Origin of the sequence: uncultured Lutibacter sp. (assembly GCF_947495725.1) — a bacterium.
GTDB lineage: Bacteria > Bacteroidota > Bacteroidia > Flavobacteriales > Flavobacteriaceae > Lutibacter.
Window position 1 is genome coordinate 294,111 of sequence record NZ_CANLZZ010000005.1, and the last position, 24,523, is coordinate 318,633.

At 31.2% G+C, this 24,523-nt stretch carries 11 protein-coding genes and 2 pseudogenes; 12 read left to right on the plus strand and 1 reads right to left on the minus strand.

Features of this window, described 5'->3' with window-relative positions; translation table 11 throughout:
* Positions 1-327: 327 nt before the first annotated feature.
* From Q0776_RS13450 to Q0776_RS17825, 5 genes and pseudogenes are all read left to right on the plus strand, one after another.
* Complete coding sequence (locus Q0776_RS13450; protein ID WP_298369225.1) at positions 328-1,656, plus strand: thrombospondin type 3 repeat-containing protein; 1,329 nt, start codon at positions 328-330, stop codon at positions 1,654-1,656.
* 327 nt (positions 1,657-1,983) lie between these two features.
* Positions 1,984-3,045 (plus strand): annotated as a pseudogene (locus tag Q0776_RS13455) (thrombospondin type 3 repeat-containing protein); the annotation flags it as partial.
* A gap of 594 nt (positions 3,046-3,639) precedes the next feature.
* Positions 3,640-5,109 carry a thrombospondin type 3 repeat-containing protein gene (locus Q0776_RS13460; RefSeq protein WP_298369229.1) on the plus strand — a complete coding sequence of 490 codons (1,470 nt, stop codon included), beginning with the start codon at positions 3,640-3,642 and terminating at the stop codon, positions 5,107-5,109.
* Positions 5,110-5,415: 306 nt separating this feature from the next.
* Positions 5,416-6,750, plus strand: coding sequence for a hypothetical protein (locus Q0776_RS13465; protein WP_298369232.1), 1,335 nt, complete (start codon positions 5,416-5,418; stop codon positions 6,748-6,750).
* A gap of 1,053 nt (positions 6,751-7,803) precedes the next feature.
* Positions 7,804-8,064: pseudogene (locus tag Q0776_RS17825) on the plus strand (thrombospondin type 3 repeat-containing protein); the annotation flags it as partial.
* A 404-nt stretch (positions 8,065-8,468) separates the two neighbouring features.
* Here the strand turns inward: Q0776_RS17825 and Q0776_RS13480 are convergent.
* Positions 8,469-9,641, minus strand: coding sequence for a hypothetical protein (locus Q0776_RS13480; protein WP_298369235.1), 1,173 nt, complete (start codon positions 9,639-9,641; stop codon positions 8,469-8,471).
* A gap of 167 nt (positions 9,642-9,808) precedes the next feature.
* Here Q0776_RS13480 and Q0776_RS13485 point away from each other — a divergent pair, with 167 nt between their 5' ends.
* The 7 genes from Q0776_RS13485 to Q0776_RS13515 all read left to right on the plus strand — a co-directional run bounded on the left by Q0776_RS13485 (position 9,809) and on the right by Q0776_RS13515 (position 24,523).
* Positions 9,809-12,385 carry a hypothetical protein gene (locus tag Q0776_RS13485; protein ID WP_298369238.1) on the plus strand — a complete coding sequence of 859 codons (2,577 nt, stop codon included), beginning with the start codon at positions 9,809-9,811 and terminating at the stop codon, positions 12,383-12,385.
* Positions 12,386-12,391: 6 nt separating this feature from the next.
* Positions 12,392-15,070, plus strand: coding sequence for a hypothetical protein (locus Q0776_RS13490; RefSeq protein WP_298369241.1), 2,679 nt, complete (start codon positions 12,392-12,394; stop codon positions 15,068-15,070).
* Positions 15,071-15,099: 29 nt separating this feature from the next.
* The gene (locus tag Q0776_RS13495) at positions 15,100-17,301 is read left to right on the plus strand and encodes a glycoside hydrolase family 3 C-terminal domain-containing protein (protein ID WP_298369244.1); all 2,202 of its coding nucleotides are present in this window, start codon (positions 15,100-15,102) and stop codon (positions 17,299-17,301) included.
* 12 nt (positions 17,302-17,313) lie between these two features.
* Entirely contained in the window at positions 17,314-18,990 is a 1,677-nt protein-coding gene (locus tag Q0776_RS13500; protein WP_298369247.1) for a DUF4038 domain-containing protein, read from the plus strand.
* A gap of 25 nt (positions 18,991-19,015) precedes the next feature.
* Entirely contained in the window at positions 19,016-20,509 is a 1,494-nt protein-coding gene (locus Q0776_RS13505) for an arylsulfatase (protein WP_298369466.1), read from the plus strand.
* Positions 20,510-20,727: 218 nt separating this feature from the next.
* Positions 20,728-23,109, plus strand: coding sequence for a glycoside hydrolase family 3 N-terminal domain-containing protein (locus tag Q0776_RS13510; protein ID WP_298369249.1), 2,382 nt, complete (start codon positions 20,728-20,730; stop codon positions 23,107-23,109).
* A 19-nt stretch (positions 23,110-23,128) separates the two neighbouring features.
* Positions 23,129-24,523 carry a family 43 glycosylhydrolase gene (locus Q0776_RS13515; RefSeq protein ID WP_298369252.1) on the plus strand — a complete coding sequence of 465 codons (1,395 nt, stop codon included), beginning with the start codon at positions 23,129-23,131 and terminating at the stop codon, positions 24,521-24,523.

A 24,523-nucleotide genomic window follows, 5' to 3' on the forward strand; every position in this document is an offset into this window, starting at 1 on the left:
TTGTAAACCATAATTTAAAAACTAAAAACCTGCTAATTATTTTAGCAGGTTTTTTTATTGTTTTACCTACACCTATATAAAACAGTTATAAAATTAAGTTATTTACAATAGGTGTAAATCTAATTAAACAGTTATTTAATTACCGTTTATTTACGTTATCGTGTATTTTATTAGAAATACTTTAATTTTTTAATAAAATAAACAGATATAATTAAATTTACATAACATTTAAAAGAAACTATGTTGCTCCCCACAATTATTAGGAGCGCTTAAATTGTAACTTTTAATGGAAAAATCTAAAATTTAACTAACTAACACCTAAAAACTATGAAACACCTAAAAAAACTAACCTATTTACTACTAACAATAACATTGTTGGTAAGTTGTGAAAAAGAAACCGATGCTTTACCTGAAAATTCTGAAATGAATATTCAGAATGAATTATACAATTACCCAAATTACTCAGCCGCTGATTCTAATAAAAACAATACCATTTTAAACAGTAAATCTGAAATTGTAATTCCAATAGAAGATCCTTGTCAACTAATTAACGGTAGCTTTGAAACTGGTGATTTTACTGGTTGGAATATTGTAACTAATGGAACGCCTTATCCCCCATCATGGCAAGTTTCGGGTTCTGATAGTGGTATAGGTTTTGGTATGGACAGCACCTCACCACAAGATGGGTCAATGGTTGCTTGGAATAGTTTTGATGGTTTTACTCCAGTGGATTTTGTAATGTACCAAGATGTATATATTTGTGGATGTAATGTTCAATTATCTTGGGAAAATAGAATTCAATGGGATTTTGAAATAACTGGAGCTAATTTTGCTGATGAACCAAGAACTTTCGATGTGCAATTAAGGGACCCAATTAGCAATAATGTTATTACAACTTTATATAGTTTCTCAACTGGGACGCAAGATACAAATCCATCTGGAGATACTGGATGGCTAACCCATACAGCCGATCTTTCTAGCTATACGGGAACTACTGTAAGATTATATTTTTCGGAAGTTATCCCACAAGGATTGACAGGTCCTGCTCAAATAGAATTTGATGTTATAGAAATAATAGACTTAGACTATGATTGTGACGGCATTCCAAACGAAGACGACAACTGTCCAGAAACACCTAATGCAGACCAAGAGGATAACGATAAAGATGGAATAGGTGATGTTTGTGATGAAGATGACGACAATGATGGTATTTTAGATGAATACGATAACTGCCCGTTAACACCAAACAGCAACCAAGCAAATTATGATGGAGACGATGAAGGTGATGCTTGTGATGATGATGATGATAACGATGGTGTAAAAGATTTTAGAGACAACCATCCTTTCTCAAACACAACAGAAGACTTTTATATAAGTGGAGCAGAATGTCGTTTAGATATTGAAAACCAATTTGCGCGTAACGGTTCTACAATGATGGACGAACTAGATAGTTTAATTGAAGACATTAACAGCCAATACGATGGAGATAACTGGGAAGAGTTAAACCGTGATTTCTTAAGAAAATTATCTGGTATTACTTATATGTGGAGAAGAGACCGATTAATTAGCCGAGGCGAACGTAATGATATATTAAGTTGCGCTAGAGATTCTGGTATTCCTTATTATGATATGCCAATGTATAATGTTCCTAGATAGCTAAAACCATAAATTAAAAACTAAAAACCTGCTAATTATTTTAGCAGGTTTTTTTATTGTTTTATGCATACCTATATAAAACAGTTATAAAATTAAGTTATTTACAATAGGTGTAAATCCTAATTAACAGTTATTTAATTACCGTTTATTTGTGGAACCGTGTATTTTATTAGAAATACTTTAATTTTTTAATAAAATAAACAGATATAATTAAATTTACATAACATTTAAAAGAAACTATGTTGCTCCCCAAAATTATTAGGAGCGCTTAAATTGTAACTTTTAATGGAAAAAATCTAAAATTTAACTAATCAACACCTAAAAACTATGAAACATTTAAAAAAAATTATCTATTTACTACTAACAATTACATTGATTGTAAGTTGTGAAAAAGAAACTGTTGCTGAACCTGAAATTTTTAATCAGGATCAACAAAAAATAGAATTAAAAAATCTACCTCTTGAAACTGGAGCGTTTATGAACGAAATTGAGTTTCAAAGAATTTTAGAAAACTCACCTCAACCAGCAACTAAAAATAAAGATTTTCAAGGTAAAGTTTTTGATGAAATATCTGGTTTAACCTTTTATTATGATCAAAATGAGTTTAATTTAAATGGATGTGAAAATCTTGAATTAGAAGATTTTGAGTCTTCAATAAATTTAAACACCGATTACAGTTTAATTTATAATAATCTAGATGAATCCGAGAATAATGGAGTTTATGCTGAAGGAGATATCTCTGAAAATGTATTTTTCTATGCTTCTGCAGGTGGACCTACAGGAGATATGGTTGTAATGCCAGGCGGTTTAGAAAATAACTATGCATCTACCTATTTAAGAACACATTATACAAGTAATGATTATGAAATTCATTATTTAAATATAGAATTTGAAAATAACGATGTATTTAATGTTAGTATGGATCTTATATCACATTGGAATAATATTTTACCAATGAAATTAGATTTTTATGATGAAGACGGAATAATTGGTACTACAACTGTTCCTAATATAACTAATTCTCCAACTTATTTTGGTATTAAAAGTTTAAGCCCAATAAAAAGAATTACCCTCAATTTATTGGGATATGGTTGGGAAACCATAGATAATTTAAGATTTGGAACTTGTAACCCAGACATTGACGAAGACGGCATTTTAAACGAAGATGACAATTGTCCAAACACGCCAAACCCAGATCAAGCAGATATGGATGAAGATGGTATAGGAGATGTTTGTGACGATGATATTGATGGAGATGACATTATGAACGAATACGATAACTGCCCGTTAACACCAAACAGCAACCAAGCAAATTATGATGGAGACGATGAAGGTGATGCTTGTGACGATGATGATGATAACGATGGTATAAAAGATTCTAGAGACAACCATCCTTTCTCAAACACAACAGAAGACTTTTATATAAGTGGAGCAGAATGTTTCTTAGATATTGAAAACCAATTTGCACGAAACGGTTCTACAATGATGGACGAACTAGATAGCTTAATTGAAGACATTAACAGCCAATACGATGGAGATAACTGGGAAGAATTAAACCGTGATTTCTTAAGAAAACTATCTGGTATTACTTATATGTGGAGAAGAGACCGATTAATTAGCCGAGGCGAACGTAATGATATATTAAGTTGCGCTAGAGATTCTGGTATTCCAGGAGTATTGATTAGATAATAAATACTAAAACAAATTAACATCAAAAAAAGCCTTTCAACATTTGAGAGGCTTTTTGCTTTCAATTAATCAGTCTTTCTAAAAAAATAATTAAATAAAAAGAGTTGATTTTAGGTGTTTAATAATAATATTCCTAAATTAGTTTAGGATTTAGGAAAGTGTTAACTTTAAATAATAAGTAAATTCATACCCTCTCAACAAGCAAACCTTATAGTTAATGTTGCTTTTTAAATTCATTTCATCGCTTTATTGAATAAGAAAGAATAATTATTATTAATTTAAATTACATAAACAATGAAACATTTAAAAATTACCTGCTATCTAATTTTACTTCTTGTTTTTACTATAAGTTGTGAGAAAGAAGCAATTACTTCTTCTGAGAACATAAAAGTTGAACTAGATGAAAACTTTAATTTTAAAGATTATCAAGCTATTCAAAAAATGATTAATGCAGGTTTTGATTTTAACACTTATTTTAAAACCTTACCTGTAAAAACAACAAAAAATACTACTAAAATTAAGGCAAAACTAAGCGAAGAAGCAGGACTTACTTATTATACTGATATGGAAAATTTTATAGATATTTCATGTGATGTAATGACATTAGAAGATTTTGAAGAAGCAAGATACAGAACACCTGATGGTACAATTGTATTTTTTTCTGAAAATTTAGATGCAACAACAAATAATGGAGTGTTTTTGCCTAATGAAATTGCGACAGGTGTGGTGTTTAGTGTAGAGAAAGAAGAAGAAGAACCAGATGGAAGAGAAGGTACTTTAGCTGTTGCAGACCTTCCTTATGGACCTTCTAAACAGTTAGCTCCGGTGAGTGATAATGCCTTAGTAATAGATTTTATTTCAAATGATATTAGTACTGTAAGTATGGATATAAGGTTGTCATTTGACGCTACTGGAGATGTAAATATCACAATTTCAGGAGAAAATGGCATTATAGATTATTACACTTTTAATTCGGGAGCAAACACATTTTGGGGAGTAAAAGCAAATGAGCCAATTACTCAAATTACAGTACAAGCAGGTGGTGGCCCAAGAACACCAGGAGCTTGGATTGACAATTTGTCATTTGGATCTTGTTTCCCAGATTTTGATAATGATTTAATTCCAGATGCTATTGATAATTGCCCTGAAACACCAAACCCAGATCAAGCAGATATGGATGAAGACGGAATAGGTGATGTTTGTGATGATAGCGATGATGATGGTGTTTTTGATGATATAGACAACTGCCCAACTACTCCAAATCCAGACCAAGCAGATTTGGATGAAGATGGTATAGGTGATGTTTGTGACGATGATATTGATGGAGATGACATTATGAATGAATATGATAACTGTTCGTATACACCAAACAGCAACCAAGCAAATTATGATGGAGACGATGAAGGTGATGCTTGTGATGATGATGATGATAACGATGGTGTAAAAGATTCTAGAGACAACCATCCTTTCTCAAATACAACAGAAGACTTTTATATAAGTGGAGCAGAATGTTTCTTAGATATTGAAAATCAATTTGCACGAAACGGTTCTACAATGATGGACGAACTAGATAGCTTAATTGAAGACATTAACAGCCAATACGATGGAGATAACTGGGAAGAGTTAAACCGTGATTTCTTAAGAAAACTATCTGGTATTACTTATATGTGGAGAAGAGACCGATTAATTAGCCGAGGCGAACGTAATGATATTTTAAGTTGCGCTAGAAACGCACATATACCTGGTTATTACGATATAAACTAATTTGTAAACCATAAATTAAAACTAAAAACCTGCTAATTATTTTAGCAGGTTTTTTTGTTAAATTATTTAAATACGAACAGCTAAAGGTTACAGTTTCTATACCTAATTAAAACCGTTGTATCTACTATTATAGAAGTTTTAACAATTGTTGAATCTATTATCAAATCAAATCAAACATCTTTTTATTATTTTTTATTCCGTATATTGCTGTTTTTATTAGGTATTATAAAATATATTAACAATTAAAATGCTATATACTCAATATTACCTATGTAAAAACATACTAATTAAAAATCAACAAACACTATGAAACATTTAAAAAAAATCACCTATTTACTTTTAATAGCAGTTTTTGCAATTAGTTGTGAAAAAGAAACTTTAACGCTAGAAAATTCAGCTTCTGAAACAAAAAAAATACAAAATCTGCCCGATGATGCCCCAATGTCATTATTTGAAATAATGAAAACTGGAGGTTTAGATGCTTATTTTAGAGAACAGAAAGCCTTACAAGACAAAAGCGCTTCACCAACAAAAACTGCACAACGCTCATATAATGAAAATGTAATGTTTTTTAATACTGCCGAAGAATTTGGTAATAACAACTTAACAACAGAAGATTTTGAAAATGCCATTGAAGATTATTCTTGGGATGATTATCATGAAAATCTAAGTGATCCGACTTACAGTTATTATCTTAGTTTCGGAACTACCTACTCGTTTCCAGGAATATTAAATGAAAATAATTTACATAACAAATTTAATCCTGGTGATTTTACATCAGGTATTTCTTTTGAACAAAAAATAAATGAGGAAATGCTTGAAGTTGATTACAATGCACAATATTTCCGTTATTATTTTGAGGAGAACGATGAAGAAGTGCGTGAGCGACTTGAAGGATGGATTGATAATAATGGTTTCTTTATTAGTAGAAGTAACTATAATTATCCAAATTGTCCAAGTTGTAATAATAGCTATGATAAAACACTTTTCTCAAATTATAGTTTTACTGATCTTGTAATTAAATTTACTGAATCAGATGTAAATTCGGTTAATTTTACATTAACATATAATAATTATTATACATATAAAGTTTATGATACGGATGAAAACTTAATAGCTACTGACTATTCTTATAGTTATAATAATTTTTGGGGTGTAAAATCAAATATTTCTATTGGGAAAATTGAAATTTTGGGTTATATGTACGGCCCTTATAATGTTAATAATGATGAAATAAGTTTTGATTATTATAACAGATCTCAACCAAATTTAGAAAATGCTTCTTTTGGAAATTTAGACGATTTTGATAATGACGGTGTAAGAAATTCTAGAGACAACCATCCTTTCTCAAACACAACAGAAGACTTTTATATAAGTGGAGCAGAATGTTTCTTAGATATTGAAAACCAATTTGCACGTAACGGTTCTACAATGATGGACGAATTAGATAGTTTAATTGAAGACATTAACAGCCAATACGATGGAGATAACTGGGAAGAATTAAACCGTGATTTCTTAAGAAAACTATCTGGTATTACATATATGTGGAGAAGAGACCGATTAATTAGCCGAGGCGAACGTAATGATATTTTAGATTGTGCTAGAAACGCACATATACCTGGTTATTACGATATAAACTAATTTGTAAACCATAAATTAAAAACTAAAAACCTGCTAATTATTTTAGCAGGTTTTTTTATTGTTTTAAGTAAACCTATGTAAAACAGTTATAAAATTAAGTTATTTTACAATAAGTGTAAATCTAATTAAACAGTTATTTAATTGCCATTTATTTACGTTATCGTGTATTTTATTAGAAATATTTTATTTTTTTAATAAAACAAATAGATATAATTAAATTTACATGGCGTTTAAAAGAAACTATGTTGCTCCCCAAAATTATTAGGAGCGCTTAAATTGTAACTTTTAATGGAAAAAATCTAAAATTTAACTAACTAACACCTAAAAACTATGAAACATTTAAAAAAAATTATCTATTTACTATTAATAGCTGTTTTTGCAATAAGTTGTGAAAAAGAAAGTGACACTGTCATAGAAAATTCAGAAATGAAGACACAAGAAAATATACCTGCTTCTGATTATATTAATTTTAATAGTGATGATTTTACAACTCAGAGCAAAAAATCAAATATAAAATCTAAAACTGTTGATGAAACATCAGGAATTATTACTTATTATAATGAGGAAGACTTCCTGTTAGATACTTGTGATGACTTGATACTTGAAGATTTCGAACCAACAAATAAACAAAACTACACCATAAGTTCTCCTCTTAATGAATTCACATCCAACAACCTATATGATCCTGGTGAGATTGTTTCAGGAGTTTCGTTTAACCTTGAAGGAGGCTATAATGAATTCTATGTAAACGAAACCAATACATCAGGAAATTTTAAAATTACAACTAATAGGTCCAGTGATTTTTTAGTTATTGACTTTACAGAAAGCTCATCTTATTATATTAGTTTTGAATTATTTGGCTGGAGGGGGGCAAACTATTATAATATAGTTGAATTATATGACGATGAAGGCCTTATTTATTCAAATTCATTTATGACAGTTTCGTCAAGTGAAGGATTATTTATTGGATTTATTTCCCAAACACCTATAACTAAAATAATTGTAAACAGCTCTAGTTATGAGACAATTGACAATCTAAGATTCGGAGTTTGCAATCCAGACATTGACGAAGACGGTATTTTAAACGAAGACGACAATTGTCCAAACACACGAAACCCAGACCAAGAAGATATGGATGAAGATGGTATAGGTGATGTTTGCGATGATGATATTGATGGAGATGACATTATGAATGAATACGATAACTGTCCGTATACACCAAACAGCAACCAAGCAAATTATGATGGAGACGATGAAGGTGATGCTTGTGATGATGATGATGATAACGATGGTGTAAAAGATTTTAGAGACAATCACCCTTTCTCAAACACAACAGAAGACTTTTATATAAGTGGAGCAGAATGTCGCTTAGATATTGAAAACCAATTTGCGCGTAACGGTTCTACAATGATGGACGAACTAGATAGCTTAATTGAAGACATCAACAGCCAATACGATGGAGATAACTGGGAAGAGTTAAACCGTGATTTCTTAAGAAAACTATCTGGTATTACTTATATGTGGAGAAGAGACCGATTAATTAGCCGAGGCGAACGTAATGATATTTTAGATTGTGCTAGAAACGCACATATACCTGGTTATTACGATATAAACTAATTTGTAAACTAAAAATAAAAACTAAAAACCTGCTAATTATTTTAGCAGGTTTTTTTTATATTAAAATTTAATATGGACGGTAAATTGAAAGGAGATTTACACTAATCTATTATTTCCAACTCAATTAGTTCGCAATTCATATCGTTGCGCTGTAAACCATTCACTTCAAAAAGTGCGTTAAATTCTGAATTCGGATTCGGAATTTTTTTATAAAACTCTTTTAATTGTTCTTTTGAAGTAAACATTTTTAGGGTGGCAATAACACCAATATCATGATTAGATACAAAAAATAGTGCGTAATTACCATTATCCATTTTTTGATAAGAAACCATTGCATATTCCTTGTAATTCACTTTATAAATTTGTGGCACATATTTTTTTATTCCATGAGCACTTTTAAAACTGTAACCATCAATTTCAGCCTTAAAAACCTTGCTATTCTTTAAGAAAAGCGATTTACTAGTAGTCATATACTTAGATTGACCAATATAAATTACATTTTTATCGGCGTAATCTGAAAATTGAACATCGCTTTCTAACAATAGATCAAAACTACTATTGAATTTATGAAACCATTGGTCTAAATAATGAATCCCAAATGGAGCCATTTTTGTTAGCATAGTAAAACTTGATTTCTTAAGATCTAAATTAGGGTTTTCATTTTCGTACTTTTCTAAAGTATTAGAACTAATAATATCAGGATACATTGCAAAATGAGCATTCTTTTTCGAAGTTCTATCCGAAACTATAAACTTATCGGCAATTACACAAAGTGAATTGTTTTTTGAAAGATAAGGTTTCCATAAATAAGTTGGTCTATTGTTTTTAATAATAAATACTCCTAACAAAGAAATAAGTAATAGTCCTAAAGTTATAAATAATAATTTTTTTGATATTTGAAACTTAAAATAAGATTGCTTAAAATTACTAGCTTTTTCTTCAATATTTTGTTTAAAGCTAAGGTTGTATTGACCCTTTTCAATATGAAACATAATTGTTTCACTATCAGCAGTTTCTTCGTAATATTCGTCTAACTTTTTACGTAGATTATAAACGTAAACTCTAACTTTACTATTCTTTTGTTCAGAGTCATAGTTTTCATTTAATAATTCAATTCCTATGGTTTGTTCTTTTACATCATTTTTAGCAATTGCTTGGTCAATTAGGTATCTTAAAATTCGAATATGAAGGGCCGATCTTTTAAATAATTTATGGGTTCTAATCCTTTCAAATGCATTTTCAATTTCTTGGATTTCGAAATTCTTATGTGTCATTACTATTTGTTAAATACATTAATATCTAGTTGTTTACGCCAGATGTAACAGTTAAATAACCGTTATAATTACTGTAAATATAGTCATTTGTTATAGCTATTAGAACATTGAACACGTTTTTATTAATATTTAGAGGGTAAATTTATAGTCTAAAATTAAATCGAAATATGAAAAACATTTATTACTTACTTTTTTTAATTCCGTTTTTAGCAAATGCTCAAATGGATAATGCTTTTTTTAGAAAAATTGCGACAAAAAAAATTAGTTCAGATGCTTCTGTAGAATGGAAAAACTTTGGCCCAGGAATGTCTGGTTATAATGAAGAGTTTTGGTGTCACCCAACAGATGTAAATGTAATGTTTATGGGGCCAGATATGCACGTGAGTTATGGTTCTTGGGACAATGGAAAATCTTGGCAAACCATTAAAGATTCTGATGGTTTTGGAAAAGATTTAGAACGAGTTTTAGATATTGAGTTTTCAACTAAAAACCCTGATTTTGGACTTGCTTTAGAACGAAGAGGTAACATATTTGAAACAACTGATAGAGGAAGAACTTGGGAGTTAATCTATACAATACCGGGAGCTACAAAATTTGGAACAAATGTGCATACTCAAATTGCAATTCATCCTACAAATGATGATATTTGGTTTGTTGGCGCTGGAGATTTTTGGAATGTGAAAGACAACCATAGATCTAAAAAAAATATTCACGGAAAAAAACATCCTAGAGCAAAATACGGATACGTTTTAAAAACTACTAACCACGGAAAATCTTGGAAAAAAGTAGCAATAAATATTTCTGAAAATTTAGATGTTGCACGTATTATTTTCAATCCAAATAACCCAAAACAACTTTTTATTGCAACAAATTATGGTGTTTTTGTAAGTAATAATGAAGGTGAAGATTGGAAGCCTAGTGGAAAAGGATTACCAAATAATTTACCTCGCGATTTTACTTCGTATTACAATCCAAAAACAAAAGAATTTGTTTTGTATTTAGTTGAACAAACAATTTACGAACCAAAAGGTAAAAGTATTTCAACAAAAGGAGGTGTTTATAAAAGTACTGATAACGGAAAAAGTTGGGAAAATATTACGGGTAATTTAGGTGTAAACTTCAATAAAATTAAAGACGCTTCACACAGAAATAATTATCATAAAGCATTGAGTTACTTTTTAGGTGAAAACTCAAAAAAACTATATCCTCAATTTCCAGAAAACACCTATTCAGGATTTAATAGAATTGTTGTAAATCCAATAAATAAAAATGAAATTTATTTAGTAGCTAATCAACGTCACGATAAAAGTTTTGGACCTGGTGATGCTTGGAAAACTGAAGATGGTGGAAAAACTTGGGTTATAATTGCACGTGCTGGTGAATATTGGTTTAATAAAAAAGATAAAGCATATTGGGAAAGTAACCAAAATCCAATTGGAGCAAACGTAGAATTTTCTCACGTAAGTCGTTCTTATGAAGAACAAAGTGAAACAAGATTTGGAAACCGTTTATTGGCAATTAATTCTGTTGGTGAAGTTTTTATTGGTGTTGGTCAACAAACGCAACGTTCTAACGATGGCGGAAGTTCTTGGCAACAAATTGATGATATTGAAACTGCGCCTGGAAGTAATGCTTGGATAGGTCGTGGTGATAGTGATTTACCAGGACGTTATATGTTACTTGAAACTGGAATAAAAGACCGATATTTATTATGTTCTGGTGAACATGGTTTATGGCAAACCGCCGATTTAGGTAATTACCCTGATAAAGATGCTGTGGCTGTAAAACAAATAGAAGGTCAAGTACACGATCATAGTGGAAATCACGGAGCACATTCAATTTCTACGGTGGCGGTTCATCCAAATGATCCTAATACTATTTATATTTTAATGTGGCGTCAAGAACACCGCGGTAAGTTTAGAAGAAGTACTGATGGCGGTAAAACTTGGGAAAATATAGCAACCATTTTTGAAGCTGATAATGGATCTTGGGAAGATTTAGGTTATCAATATTCTTTAACTGTTGACCCTGTAAATCCAGAGAATATTTATTTCTGCGCAATTAAAAGACCAATTCAAGAAGTTGGTGGAGGAAGTAAAGGAAAATTGACTAAAGGAGGTTACGGCGTGTATCATTCACCTGATGGAGGTTATACTTGGAACCTAAAAAATAATGGATTGCCACAAAATGCAAGTGTTAGAAGAATTGTAATGCATCCAGATAATCCAAAAACGTTATATGCTTGTTTAAATAAAAGAGGAAAAAAAGACCCTTCAGGTTTATACATTTCAACTAATAAAGCCAAATCTTGGAAAAAGATGAATATTCCTTCAGAAATTGAAGGTGTAAACAACATTTTTATTGATAGAAATACTAAAGACATGTATTTATCTGCAGGTTTTAGAACTGGTTCTATTGAAACCGGTGGAGTTTGGAAAAGCACAAACAACGGTAAAACTTGGAAAAAATTCTTTAAAGCTCCTTATGTATGGCAAACCGAAGTTTCTCCATTAAACCCAAACTTGATTATGGTAAATGTTCCTGCTCAGGTTGAATCAAAATTTGATCAATTTAAAAATCCTGGAATTTATTTAACAAAAAACGGAGGGAAAAGTTGGGAAAAGATTAATAAAGGTATTGGACAACCAGACAAAATGGTAGATATAAAATTTGACCCTTATAATGAAAACATTATTTGGAGTGCAGCTTGGGGAAGTGGCTGGTTTAAAGCTATTATTAAATAATTTACTATGAAAAAAATCAATATTCTTTTCAGTTTAGTTCTAGCCACAACATTTTTTGTTAGTTGCAATCAAGATTCAAATAAAGATAGGGAAGCTTTTTTCTCGAAGATTAGAATTGAGAGAATACAATCCGACCAATCAATTGAATGGAAAAACTTCGGCCCAGGTATGTCTGGTTATTGCGAAGAGTTTTGGTGTCATCCAACAGATGCTAACGTTATGTTTATGGGGCCAGATATGCACGTAAGTTATGGTACTTGGGATAATGGAAAATCTTGGCAAACTATTAAAGATTCTGACGGTTTAAGTCTTGAAATGAAAAGAGTATTGGACATAGAATTTTCATTACAAAATCCTGATTTTGGAATGGCTTTAGATTGGAACGGATGGGTTTATGAAACTAAAGACAAAGGTCGTTCTTGGACTAAAACCAAAGAACTAGGAAAAAGTTATAAAGAAATTGGCATAGATCCTAACGATCCAGATTCATTTAAAAAAGGTTGGTATTTTGAACAAGAAGGAACTCGACACAGTGAGTTAGCAGTTGACCCATCTAACGAGAATATTTGGTATGTAGGTGCTGGTGATTTTTGGAATGTAAAAAATAATGTTAGAACCAGAAAAAACCCAAATGGAGTTGCATTTAAATATGCTTCTTATGGATATATTTATAAATCTACAGATAAAGGAAAAACTTGGAAAAAAATAACCCAAGGCTTACCTAAAAATACCGATGTCGGAAAAATTATTGTCAACCCAAATAACAATAAAAATGTTATTATGGCTACTAATGTTGGTTTGCTTCTTAGTTTTGATGGTGGTTTATCTTGGGAAAATACATCAAAAGGATTACCAAATAACTTACCTCGAGATTTAACTTCATTTTATAATGAAAAAACAAAAGAGTTTGTACTATTTTTAGTTGAACAAACAATGTATAAACCAAAAGGTAAAAGCATTTCAACAAAAGGTGGCGTATTTAAAAGTACAGATGGAGGAAAAAATTGGGTGAGTATTACTGGAGATTTAGGTGTTAATTTCAACAAAATAACCGATGCTTCACACCGAAATAATTATCACAAGGCATTAAGTATTTTTTTAGGTGAAAAATCAAAAGAAAAGTATCCTGAGTTTCCAAAAAACACCTATTCAGCTTTTAATAAAATAGTTGTAAATCCAACAAATAAAAACGAAATTTATTTAGTGGCTAATCAACGTCACGATAGAAGTTTTGGTCCTGGTGATGCTTGGAAAACAGAAAATGCAGGAAAAACTTGGGTAATTTGTGCACGTTCTGGTGAATATTGGTTGAATAAAAAAGATGAATCTTATTGGATTAGTAAAGGAAATCCTATTGGAGCAAATGTAGAATTTTCACACGTAAGCAGATCTTATGAAGAACAAAATGAAACTCGTTTTGGAAATAGATTTTTAGTAATCAATTCAAAAGGAGAAGTATTTATACAAATTGGTCAGCAAACACAACGATCTTCAGATAACGGTAAAACTTGGCAACAAATAGATGATTTTGAAACTTCTAAAGGAAGTGGAAAATGGATTGGACGTGGCGATAGTAATTTGCCAGGAAGGTTTATGCTGCACGAAACAGGAATTAAAGGAAGAAGGTTGTTATGTAGCGGTGAACACGGTTTATGGCAAACAACAAGCTTAGATGGCTGGAAAGACAAACAAGCAGTTGCAGTAGAACAAATTGATGGACAAGTTCACGATCATAGCGGAATGCAAGGACAACATTCTACTTCAACTGTGGCGGTTCATCCTAATGATCCTAATACCATTTTTACATTAAGTTGGCGTCAAGAACACAGAGGGAAATTACGCAAAACTACCAATGGAGGAAAAACTTGGGAAAATATAGCAACCATTTTTGAAGCAGATAATGGACCTTGGCAATCAGTTGCTCCTCAAAACTCACTATTAATAGATCCTAACAATCCTAAAAATATGTATTTCTGTGCTACGAGTCATAAAATTTCTGAAATTGGCGGAAGCAAAGCACAAGAATTAACCAAAGGAGGTTATGGTTTTTACCGCTCTTTTGATTGTGGTTTAACCTGGAATTTAAGTAATGAAGGGTTTCATAAAGAATTTAGTATTCGAAGAATAATAATGGATCCAGAAAATTCAGAAACCTTTTATGCTGCTTCAAATGATGACAATGGAGGTTTGTACATTTCAACAAATAAAGGAAATAATTGGAGTAAAATTAAAATTCCTTCAGAAATAAAAGCTGTTAACAATGTATTTATTGATAGAAATACCAAAGATGTTTTTATAAGTACAGGTAGAAGAAATGGAACTTATAATGAAGGTGGTGTTTGGAGAAGTAAAAACAACGGTAAAACTTGGGAGCAAATTTTTAAAGCACCTTACGTTTGGCAAGCTGAAACCTCACCTGTTAATCCAGAATTAATAATAATTAGTGTTCCTGGTCAAATAGTTAGTAGAGCTACAGAATTTATGAATCCAGGAATTTATCTTTCAAAAGATGATGGAAAAAACTGGACTAAAATCAACAAAGGTTTAGGAAATCAAGATAAAATGGTAGATGTAAAACCAGATCCATATAACGAAAATGTTATTTGGAGTGCAGCTTGGGGTTCAGGTTGGAATATTGCTTATTTAAACGGAACAAAGGAAGGTTATTTGTCTTCTGAAAATTAATAAATATTAAAAGCTTAGAGTATAAAAAAATGAACATATTATCTATTAAAAACTTAATTCTAATACTTCTAATTATTTCTCCATTTTTGGTGAAAGCTCAAGAAGTTGATTTTTCTTTTCAAAATAAGGAATTACCAATTGATGTAAGAGCGAAAATTTTGGTTTCTCAAATGACATTGGATGAAAAAATAAGTCAAATGGTACACGCTTCAGCAGCTATTCCAAGATTAAAAGTTGCAGATTATAATTGGTGGAGTGAAGCATTACACGGTGTTGCACGTAATGGAAAAGCAACTATTTTTCCACAAGGAATTGGATTAGGTGCAACCTTTGATCCTGAATTAATAAAAGAAGTTGCATCTGCAATATCTGATGAAGCAAGAGCAAAATATTCAATTTCTCAAGCTATGGGAAATCATAGTAAATTTGCGGGACTTACTTTTTGGTCTCCAACTGTAAATTTGTACCGTGATCCTCGTTATGGTCGTGGACAAGAATCATATAGTGAAGATCCTTTTTTAATGTCTAAAATTGGAGTTGCCTTTGTAAAAGGTTTACAAGGAGATGATCCAAATTATTTAAAAACTGCAGCTTGTGCAAAACATTTTGTAATGCATTCTGGTCCTGAACACGGTAAATTAGAATTTAACGTTGAGGTTTCTAAACAAGATTTAAACGAAACTTATTTCCCAGCCTTTAAAGCTTTAGTTGAAGATGCAAAAGTAGAAGGTGTAATGACAGCTTATAATATGGTTTTTGGAAAGCCTTCTTGTACTAGTGAATTTTTAGTGAAAGAAACATTAAGAGAAAACTGGAATTTTGATGGGTATGTAACTTCAGATTGTGGAGCTATTTCAGGTGCTGCAGGAAAACAAGGATATGCAAAAACAGCTTTAGATGCTTCGGCATTGGCTTTAACTGCAGGCATAAATCTAAATTGTGGAGGTACTTATAAAAACTTAAAAAAAGCATTAGAAAAAGGATTAATTACGGAAGAATTAATCAATAAAAGAGTTATCCAATTGTTTAAAACTCGTTTCCGTTTAGGAATGTTTGATAAGCAAGAAGATGTTCCTTTTTCAAAAATTGGACCTGAAGTAATTCATTCAGAAAAGCATATTGCATTATCTCGAGTAGCAGCACAAAAATCTATTGTTTTATTAAAAAACAAGAATAATGTATTACCACTTTCTCCTGAAATAAAAATTCCTTATGTAACAGGACCTTTCGCAAATTCAAACGATATGTTAATGGGAAGTTATTATGGCGTTAGTACAGGAATGGTAACTATTGTAGAAGGTATTACAGATGCTGTTTCTTTAGGAACTTCATTAAACTATAGAAGTGGAGCTTTGCCGTTTCAACTAAATCCAAACCCAAAAAACTGGGCGCCAAATGTAGCTGCAGAATCTGATGTTACTATTTGTGTTGTTGGAACAACTGCAGATTTAGAAGGAGAAGGTGTTGATGCAATTGCTTCGGCTCACGGAGGTGATAAACCTAATTTAAAATTGCCAGAAAATCAGATTAAATACATTCATCAAATTATTGAAAAGAAAAAAGATAAACCTTTAATATTGGTAATTGCTAGTGGAGGTCCGGTTTCTTTAGAAGGAATTGAAGAGCATTGCGATGCTATTCTTCAAATTTGGTATCCGGGTGAGCAAGGTGGAAATGCAGTTGCTGATGTGTTGTTTGGAAAAGTATCTCCTTCAGGAAAATTACCAATTACATTTCCTAAAAACGTAGATCAATTACCATCTTATGATGCATATTCTATGAAAGGTAGAACATATAAATATATGACTAAAGATCCAATGTTTCCTTTTGGTTATGGGTTAACATATTCGAAAACAGAATTCAGTAACTTGGTTTTAAATTCAACAAAATTGAAGAAAAAAGAAACGTTAGAAGTAACTGTAGATGTTGAGAATGTTGGGAATTTTGATATTGAAGAAGTAGTACAACTATATATATGTCCAGAAAATGTTTCAGGAGGAATTCCTTTAAAAAGTATGAAAGGATTTAGTAGAGCTTCATTAAAAAAAGGAGAAAAGAAATCAGTTTCATTTTCAATTAATCCAGAAGATTTAAAAGTTGTAAATGAGGAAGGAGAAAGAGTTTGGAGAAAAGGTAATTACAAAATAGTAGTTGGAAATGCATCACCGGGAGATTTAAGTGTAAAACTTGGAGCATCAGTTCCTCAAACAGCAATAATTCAACTGAAATAAAACATACATTTAATGAATAAAATATTTTCAATCTTAGTAATGGCTTTAATTTTTGTGCAAACCAGTTTTGCACAAATCAATGTTTATGAAAAACCTAGATCAAATACACTTGTAAAAACTGTTCAATGGGAAGTAAATGATTTACTTTTTAAAACAAGAAAAAATGTTAAATCACCACACAAAAAAAGTGTTTTTGCAATTGTAAAAGGAAGAGATGGGGAACAAAAAATACCGTTGTTTTATAATGGAAATAAAGAGTGGGTTTTTCGTTATTCAAGTTCAACAATTGGAACTAAATCATATGTTTTAGAATCTGAAGTAAAAGAGTTGAATGGTAGAAGAGGTAAGTTTGTTATTTCAGAAAATAAGAAAAAAGAACGTCACGGAGGAATTGTAAAAAATGAAGATGACAAAAGACATTTTTATTATGAAGATGGTTCACACTATTTTAATCTTGCTTTTGAGTGCGATTGGTTATTTGCATTAGATTATGGTCAAAAAGAAATTTCTAAAACAAAACATCTATTAAATTTAATAAACCAAAACGGATTCAATCAGATTGTTATGAATGTGTATGCTTATGATCCGGATTTAGATTGGGTTGAAGATGAACAATTGAAGAAAAATCCACAACACGATTATGGTGAGAGAGAAGATATTTTTCCTTTTTTAGGTTCTAATTCCAATCCCGATTATTCAGATTTAAATTACGATTTTTTCAAGCATTTTGATAAAGTAATTGCAGCAATGCACGATAAAGAAATTGTGAGTCATTTAATGATTTATGTTTGGAATAAGCGTGTTGCTTGGCCTAAAGCAGGTTCGGATGCAGATAATATGTATTACGATTATATTATTAAAAGGTATCAAGCATTTCCTAATATGATTTGGGATGTTTCTAAAGAAGCAGCAAATAAAATTGCAATTGAACAAAATGAAAATATTGTTGAGCATATTGAAGAACGAATAGATCGTACTAGAAATTTAGATTCATTCAATCGTTTAGTATCGGTACATGATTTTGGTTTTTGTAAAAATCATAAAGATCAAGTTGATTTTATTTCTACACAAGATTGGAAACTATCATTGCACGAAAGTATGTTAAAAGTGTATAATCTTTTTCCAGATAAACCTGTATTTAATATTGAACACGGAGGATACGAAGAATCGCCTTACAATGTTTTTCCTGGTGGATTTTCTAATGCTGAAGAGTGTTTAAGAAGAAATTATGAATGTCTATTCGCAGGAGTTTACACAACTTATTATTGGCAAGCTGCATCTTGGAATGCTATTATTCACAATCCGTTTGAACAGCCAGAAGGCGTTAAAAAACCACGATTTGATTATTTCAAAAATATGAGAAAACTGTTCAATACAGTAAATTTTGAAAACTTTAAACCAGTTTCCAAATACAATCCAAGATCATACACTTTATCTAATACTAAAGAAGGTGTTGTAATGCAGTATTTCCCTAAGGAAGTACATTCAGACGATATAAAACGAATGCTAAGCACCGAATTTAATTATGAAAATGCTACGTGGCATTGGTTTAACACAATAACAGGAGAATTTACAAAAGAAGAAAAGCTGGTATTTAAACATAAATATGGCTTTTGGGATTGGCGTCCTTGGAGAAATGAGGCTGATGCTATATTAATTATAAAAAATCTAGAATATAAAAAAAATTAAAATTTATAAAATGAAACTAAAAAAAATGTTCACATTCCTATTATTTATAGGACTATTATCAGCAAATGCTCAAACTAAACCCAATATAGTTGTAATTTATTTAGACGATTTAGGCTACGGAGATTTAAGTGCTTACGGAGCAACTGAATTACAAACACCAAATATGGATGTTTTGGCAAATGATGGAGTAAAATTCACAAATGGTTATGCAACTTCAGCAACGTGTACTCCAAGTCGTTATGGTTTATTAACAGGAGTTTACCCTTGGAGAAATGCAAAAGCTAGAATTCTTCCGGGTTCAGCCCCATTAATTATTTCAACAAAACAAGAAACGTTACCAAAAATGTTGAAAAGAGCAGGATATCAAACTGCTATCGTTGGTAAATGGCATTTAGGTTTGGGTGAAGGAAATGTAAATTGGAACGAGCATATAACACCTGGTCCAAACGAAGTTGGTTTTGATGATGCGTATATTTTAGCAGCAACACAAGATCGTACGCCTACAGTTTATATTAAAGATGGTTACATTGATGGTTTAGATAAAAACGATCCTGTTTATGTAAGTTATAAAAAGAATTTTGAAGGTGAACCTACGGGAAAAGACAATCCTGAATTAACAACTATGAAATGGCATCACGGGCACAATAATAGTATTGTAAACGGAATTCCAAGAATAGGTTATATGAAAGGTGGGGAAGCTGCAAAATGGAGCGATGTTGATATGGCAGACCACTTTTTAGAAAAAGCTCAAGCTTATGTTAAGAGCCACAAAAGCAAACCATTCTTTTTATACTATGCATTGCAACAACCGCACGTACCGCGTACTCCAAACCCTCGTTTTGTAGGTAAATCTGGAATGGGACCTCGTGGAGATGTTATTTTAGAAGCAGATTGGTGTATTGGCGAATTTATGAAAACATTGAAAGATGAAGGTATTTTAGAAAATACATTAATTGTTTTTTCAAGTGATAACGGACCTGTTTTACAAGATGGTTATTATGATGATGCTATTGAGAAATTAGGAAAACATACTCCTGCAGGTAAACTACGAGGAGGAAAATATAGTTTGTTTGATGCAGGTACTCGTGTGCCTTTTATGGCGTATTGGAAAGGAACAATTAAACCAAACGAATCAGATGCTTTAATTTGTCAGGTTGATTTATTGGCTTCACTAGCAAAATTGGTTGATGAAAATGCTGATATGAGTGATAGTGAAAATATGTTACCTGTATTATTAGGTAAAAGCAAAAAAGGACGTAAAAATCTAGTTTTAGAAGCTGGTGGAAAAACGTCATATAGAACTAAAGAATGGGTTTTAATTCCTCCTTATAAAGGAGCGAAAATGAGTTGGAATTCTTTTGTTGAAACTGGAGTTGACACCGAGTTTCAATTGTATAATTTAAAGGATGATGTTGGTCAAACTAACAATTTAGCAAAATCTAATCCTAAAATGCTAAAAAAACTATTGGCTGAATTTGAAGCTATTAGAGGAAAAGATTATTCAAATTTTAAAAAGTAAAATTTTATAAAATAAAAGAAACTTGTCATTCTGAATGTAGTGCAACGAAATGAAGAATCTCTTTACTCAGTATTTCGTGAGATTCTTCACTATCGTTCAGAATGACAGTTCAATCTTATTTGCTAAAAATGAAAGAAATGAGTAAACAAGTCTATGTTGACGAAGATTTTGTTTTTAAAGTTATTAGAATTAAAACAAATATATTATAAAGGAATAAAATGAATATTTTCAAGAAAATTACATTCATCATATTTGCATTGTTTTTAACGTGTAATACACCTACTAATAAAGTTATTGAAATTACCAAGCCAATTCCATTTTCAACTCCAGAAATTGATACTAAAGTTGAAGCCATTCTGTCTGAAATGACTATGGATGAAAAATTAGCTCAAATACAAGGCACACGTATTAGAGATATTATGGTTGATGGAAAAATTTCATTAGAAAAGTTTAAAGAACATATTCCATATGGAATTGGTCATTTTTGTCAGTTTTCTTCGGGTCAAGATTTAGAACCAAATGAATTAAGAGATTTAGTACGTGAAATTCAACACTTATTAGTTTCAGAAACAAGGTTAAAAATTCCGGCTATTTTTCACGAAGAAGCTATAACAGGTTTTGCCACAAAAGGTGCTACTACTTTTCCTCAGCAAATTGGCGTTGCTTGTACTTGGAATCCTGAATTAGTAACTAAAATGACCAAATCTACTGCTGTAAGTATGAGAGCCGCTGGAGCAACATTTGCGTTGTCTCCTATGCTTGATATTAGTAGAAGTGCACATTTTAACAGACATCAAGAAAGTTATGGTGAAGACGCTTATTTAACTTCTAAAATGGGAGTCTCTTTTGTAAAAGGTTTACAAGGAAACGATTTAAAAACCGGAGTAGCTGCAACCGTAAAACATTTTGCTGGTTACGGAACCGCTAATAATGATTCAAAAGAATTATACGAAGAATATTTAATGCCACACGAAGCTTGTATTAAAATTGGTGGAGCCAAAAGTGTAATGCCTTCATATGGTGTTTACAAAACAATTCCTGTTGTTGCAAACCAAATTATGTTGGAGCAAATGCTTCGAAGAGAAATTGGTTTTGATGGATTGATTGTTAGTGATTATGGTTCAATTAATTTACTTCATAAAAAATATAAAGTTGCAAAAGATTCTGTTATGGCAGGTGCTATGGCTTTAAATGCAGGTGTAGATATTGAATTGTCTTCACCAACTATGTATCCAAAATTAGACGAAGCATTAAAGCAAGGACACGTAACTGAAAAACAAATTAATACAGCTGTTAAACGTTCTTTAATTATGAAAGCACGTTTGGGGTTATTAGATAAAAATCCAACTTTTGGTAAAGATGGAGATTTAGATTTTGATTCTGCTGAAAATAGAAAGTTAGCGTATGAAACTGCAAGTCAATCTATTGTATTATTAAAAAATAATGGAGTACTTCCTATAAAAAAGGACGTGAAAAAAATAGCGTTGGTTGGTCCAAATGCTGCTTCTGTTCACGGTTTATTAGGTGATTATACCTACCAAGGAATGCGCGCCTTTTGGAAACAATCGGAATTTGATAGCAACAATCCAAAACTAGTTACTTTAAAAGAAGGATTAGCAAGTAAATTGGGCGAAAATGTTCAATTGGAGTATGAACGTGGGTGCGATTGGAGTGCTAAACTAGAAGCTAAAATTGATAAAAAGAATTTTGGTGATAGTAGAATTGAAAAATTAAAGTTGTTAACTATTAAAAATCAACCTCAACCAGATTTGCAGAATGCTTTAAAAATTTCAGGAGAAAGTGATGTAATTATTGCTGCAATGGGTGAAAACTTGTATTTAAATGGAGAAGGAAGATGGAGAAAAGGTATTGCATTACCCGGACAACAAGAGGCTTTTGTTGAAAAATTGATTGCAACTGGAAAGCCAGTTATTTTAGTAATGTTTAGTGGAAGACAGGAAGAAATTAGCAAACTAGAAGGTAAATGTGCTGCAATTATACAAGCTTGGTTTACTGGTGAAGAAGGGGGAAATGCTGTAGCAGATATTTTATTGGGTAATACAAATCCTTCTGGTAAATTATGTGTTTCATATCCTAAAACGCAAGAAAAGGTTGAAATTAATTATAAAGATGGCTATCCAAATAAAGATTTAGTTCAATATCCTTTTGGGTATGGTTTGTCATATTCAACATTTGAATATTCCAATTTTAAAATGAATGCTGAAGCAACAATTACTGATAATCGTTTTTCAATTTCATTTAATTTAAAAAACTCAAGTGCTATTGATGGAGATGAAGTTGTACAATTATATGTTTCTCCAGTTGAAGAAAATTCAACAATGAAACCAATTCAATTAAAAGGATTTCAACGTGTTTCTTTAAAATCGGGAGAAGAAAAAACAGTAACATTTAATGTTTCTCCTCAACAATTGGCTCAATACACAAACAATAAATGGATTGTTGAAAGTGGAAATTATGAATTTAAAATTGGTGCATCTTGTACCGATATTAAGTTAAATGGAGTTATTAACTTAAAAGGTGAAAATACCATTCTAAACAATGGAAGAGAGGTTTTCTTCACTAAAAATGAAATAAAATAACATCAAAAAATAGATAAAGATGAAATCATTAATTAAACAAATTTCAATTCTAACACTTATTACTTTAGTGCTTTTTAGTTGTAATGAAGTTAAAAAAAAGAAGGAAGTTGAAAATAACATTTCTGAAGCTAAGCATAAACCAGTAAAAATTGATGTAATTGTCCCAGAACACGGTATGGCAGATCCACATGCGTGGGTTGAAAATGATAGAGTTTATATTATTTGTGGTCACGATAAATCTTGGGATCCAACTTCTTCATTTCCTATGGATAGATGGGAACTTTGGTCTTCTGCAGATTTAATTAATTGGGAATTTCATAGAAATTTGTTACCACAAGACACCTACATTGGTGACCAACCAAATTGTTGGGCTGGTGATATTTGTGAAAGAGATGGGAAATATTATTGGTTCTTTTCAAATAGAAATATTGATACCGGTGTAATGGTAGCTGATGAAATTACTGGTGAGTATAAAGATTTATTAGGTAAACCATTATTACCTAAGGGAATTGTGCCAGTTCATCCATACGATCCTGAAATATTCATAGAAAACGATGTGTATACTATTTGTTTTGGTGTAGGTAAATATTATATGGCAACATTGGCTAAGGATATGAAATCTTTAGACACTGAACCAAAGAAAATTATTATTCAAGATAAAAATGGGAAGGAATTAAGTGCAGAAGATAAACCTACATTATTTAAACGAAATGATTGGTACTATTTAGTGTATGGAAGTAGATATTCAATGTCTAAAAACTTATACGGACCTTATGAATTTCAAGGAGCATTTTTAAGTGGAGGGCATACAAGTTTCTTTGATTGGAAAGGTCAAAAATATGTTATGCAAGAAAATCATGATATTAGCGCTTTTTATAGAGGAGCAAGTTTAAAACCAGTAAACTTTAATGAAGATGGAACTATAATAATTCCGGCAGATGATAGGATGTACCCAGCTCCAGGAAGACCTTTTGAGTTTAAAAATAGCACTATGGGCTGGAAAGCTTTAAATGGAACTTCAGCAGAGTTTAAAGATGGTAAATTAATTGGAACTATTTCAGATAAAAATGCTGTTATAAGAAGTGCACCTTGGTTATATACCGATACCAGATTATGCTCTAAAGTAACTTTTAATATTAAAAACAATAGCGCAGCTAAAGAAATGAAATTCGCTATTTATACCAGAGATGAAAAAGAAAATGGTTTTTGGACAGTTGGTACAAAGCCTGTTAATTGGAATGAAAAACAATGGATAAGTATTCCAATTTCTTCAAATGACACTGAATTTAAAACTTATACCATTGAATTAAATCAGTTTAATGAAGTAAAAAATAGGTTAATGCAAATTGCAATTCAACCAGCTACAGATGCAACTTCTGGTACTTGGGAAATTGAAGAAATAAGAATAGAATAA

Excerpts from the sequence above, each read along its gene's own strand:
- Q0776_RS13500 (WP_298369247.1), top strand. The coding sequence starts at position 17,314 with ATGAATAAAATATTTTCAATCTTAGTAATGGCTTTAATTTTTGTGCAA.
- Q0776_RS13510 (WP_298369249.1), top strand. The coding sequence starts at position 20,728 with ATGAATATTTTCAAGAAAATTACATTCATCATATTTGCATTGTTTTTA.
- Q0776_RS13505 (WP_298369466.1), top strand. The coding sequence starts at position 19,016 with ATGTTCACATTCCTATTATTTATAGGACTATTATCAGCAAATGCTCAA.
- Q0776_RS13495 (WP_298369244.1), top strand. The coding sequence starts at position 15,100 with ATGAACATATTATCTATTAAAAACTTAATTCTAATACTTCTAATTATT.
- Q0776_RS13450 (WP_298369225.1), top strand. The coding sequence starts at position 328 with ATGAAACACCTAAAAAAACTAACCTATTTACTACTAACAATAACATTG.
- Q0776_RS13480 (WP_298369235.1), bottom strand. The coding sequence starts at position 9,641 with ATGACACATAAGAATTTCGAAATCCAAGAAATTGAAAATGCATTTGAA.
- Q0776_RS13460 (WP_298369229.1), top strand. The coding sequence starts at position 3,640 with ATGAAACATTTAAAAATTACCTGCTATCTAATTTTACTTCTTGTTTTT.
- Q0776_RS13465 (WP_298369232.1), top strand. The coding sequence starts at position 5,416 with ATGAAACATTTAAAAAAAATCACCTATTTACTTTTAATAGCAGTTTTT.
- Q0776_RS13490 (WP_298369241.1), top strand. The coding sequence starts at position 12,392 with ATGAAAAAAATCAATATTCTTTTCAGTTTAGTTCTAGCCACAACATTT.
- Q0776_RS13485 (WP_298369238.1), top strand. The coding sequence starts at position 9,809 with ATGAAAAACATTTATTACTTACTTTTTTTAATTCCGTTTTTAGCAAAT.
- Q0776_RS13515 (WP_298369252.1), top strand. The coding sequence starts at position 23,129 with ATGAAATCATTAATTAAACAAATTTCAATTCTAACACTTATTACTTTA.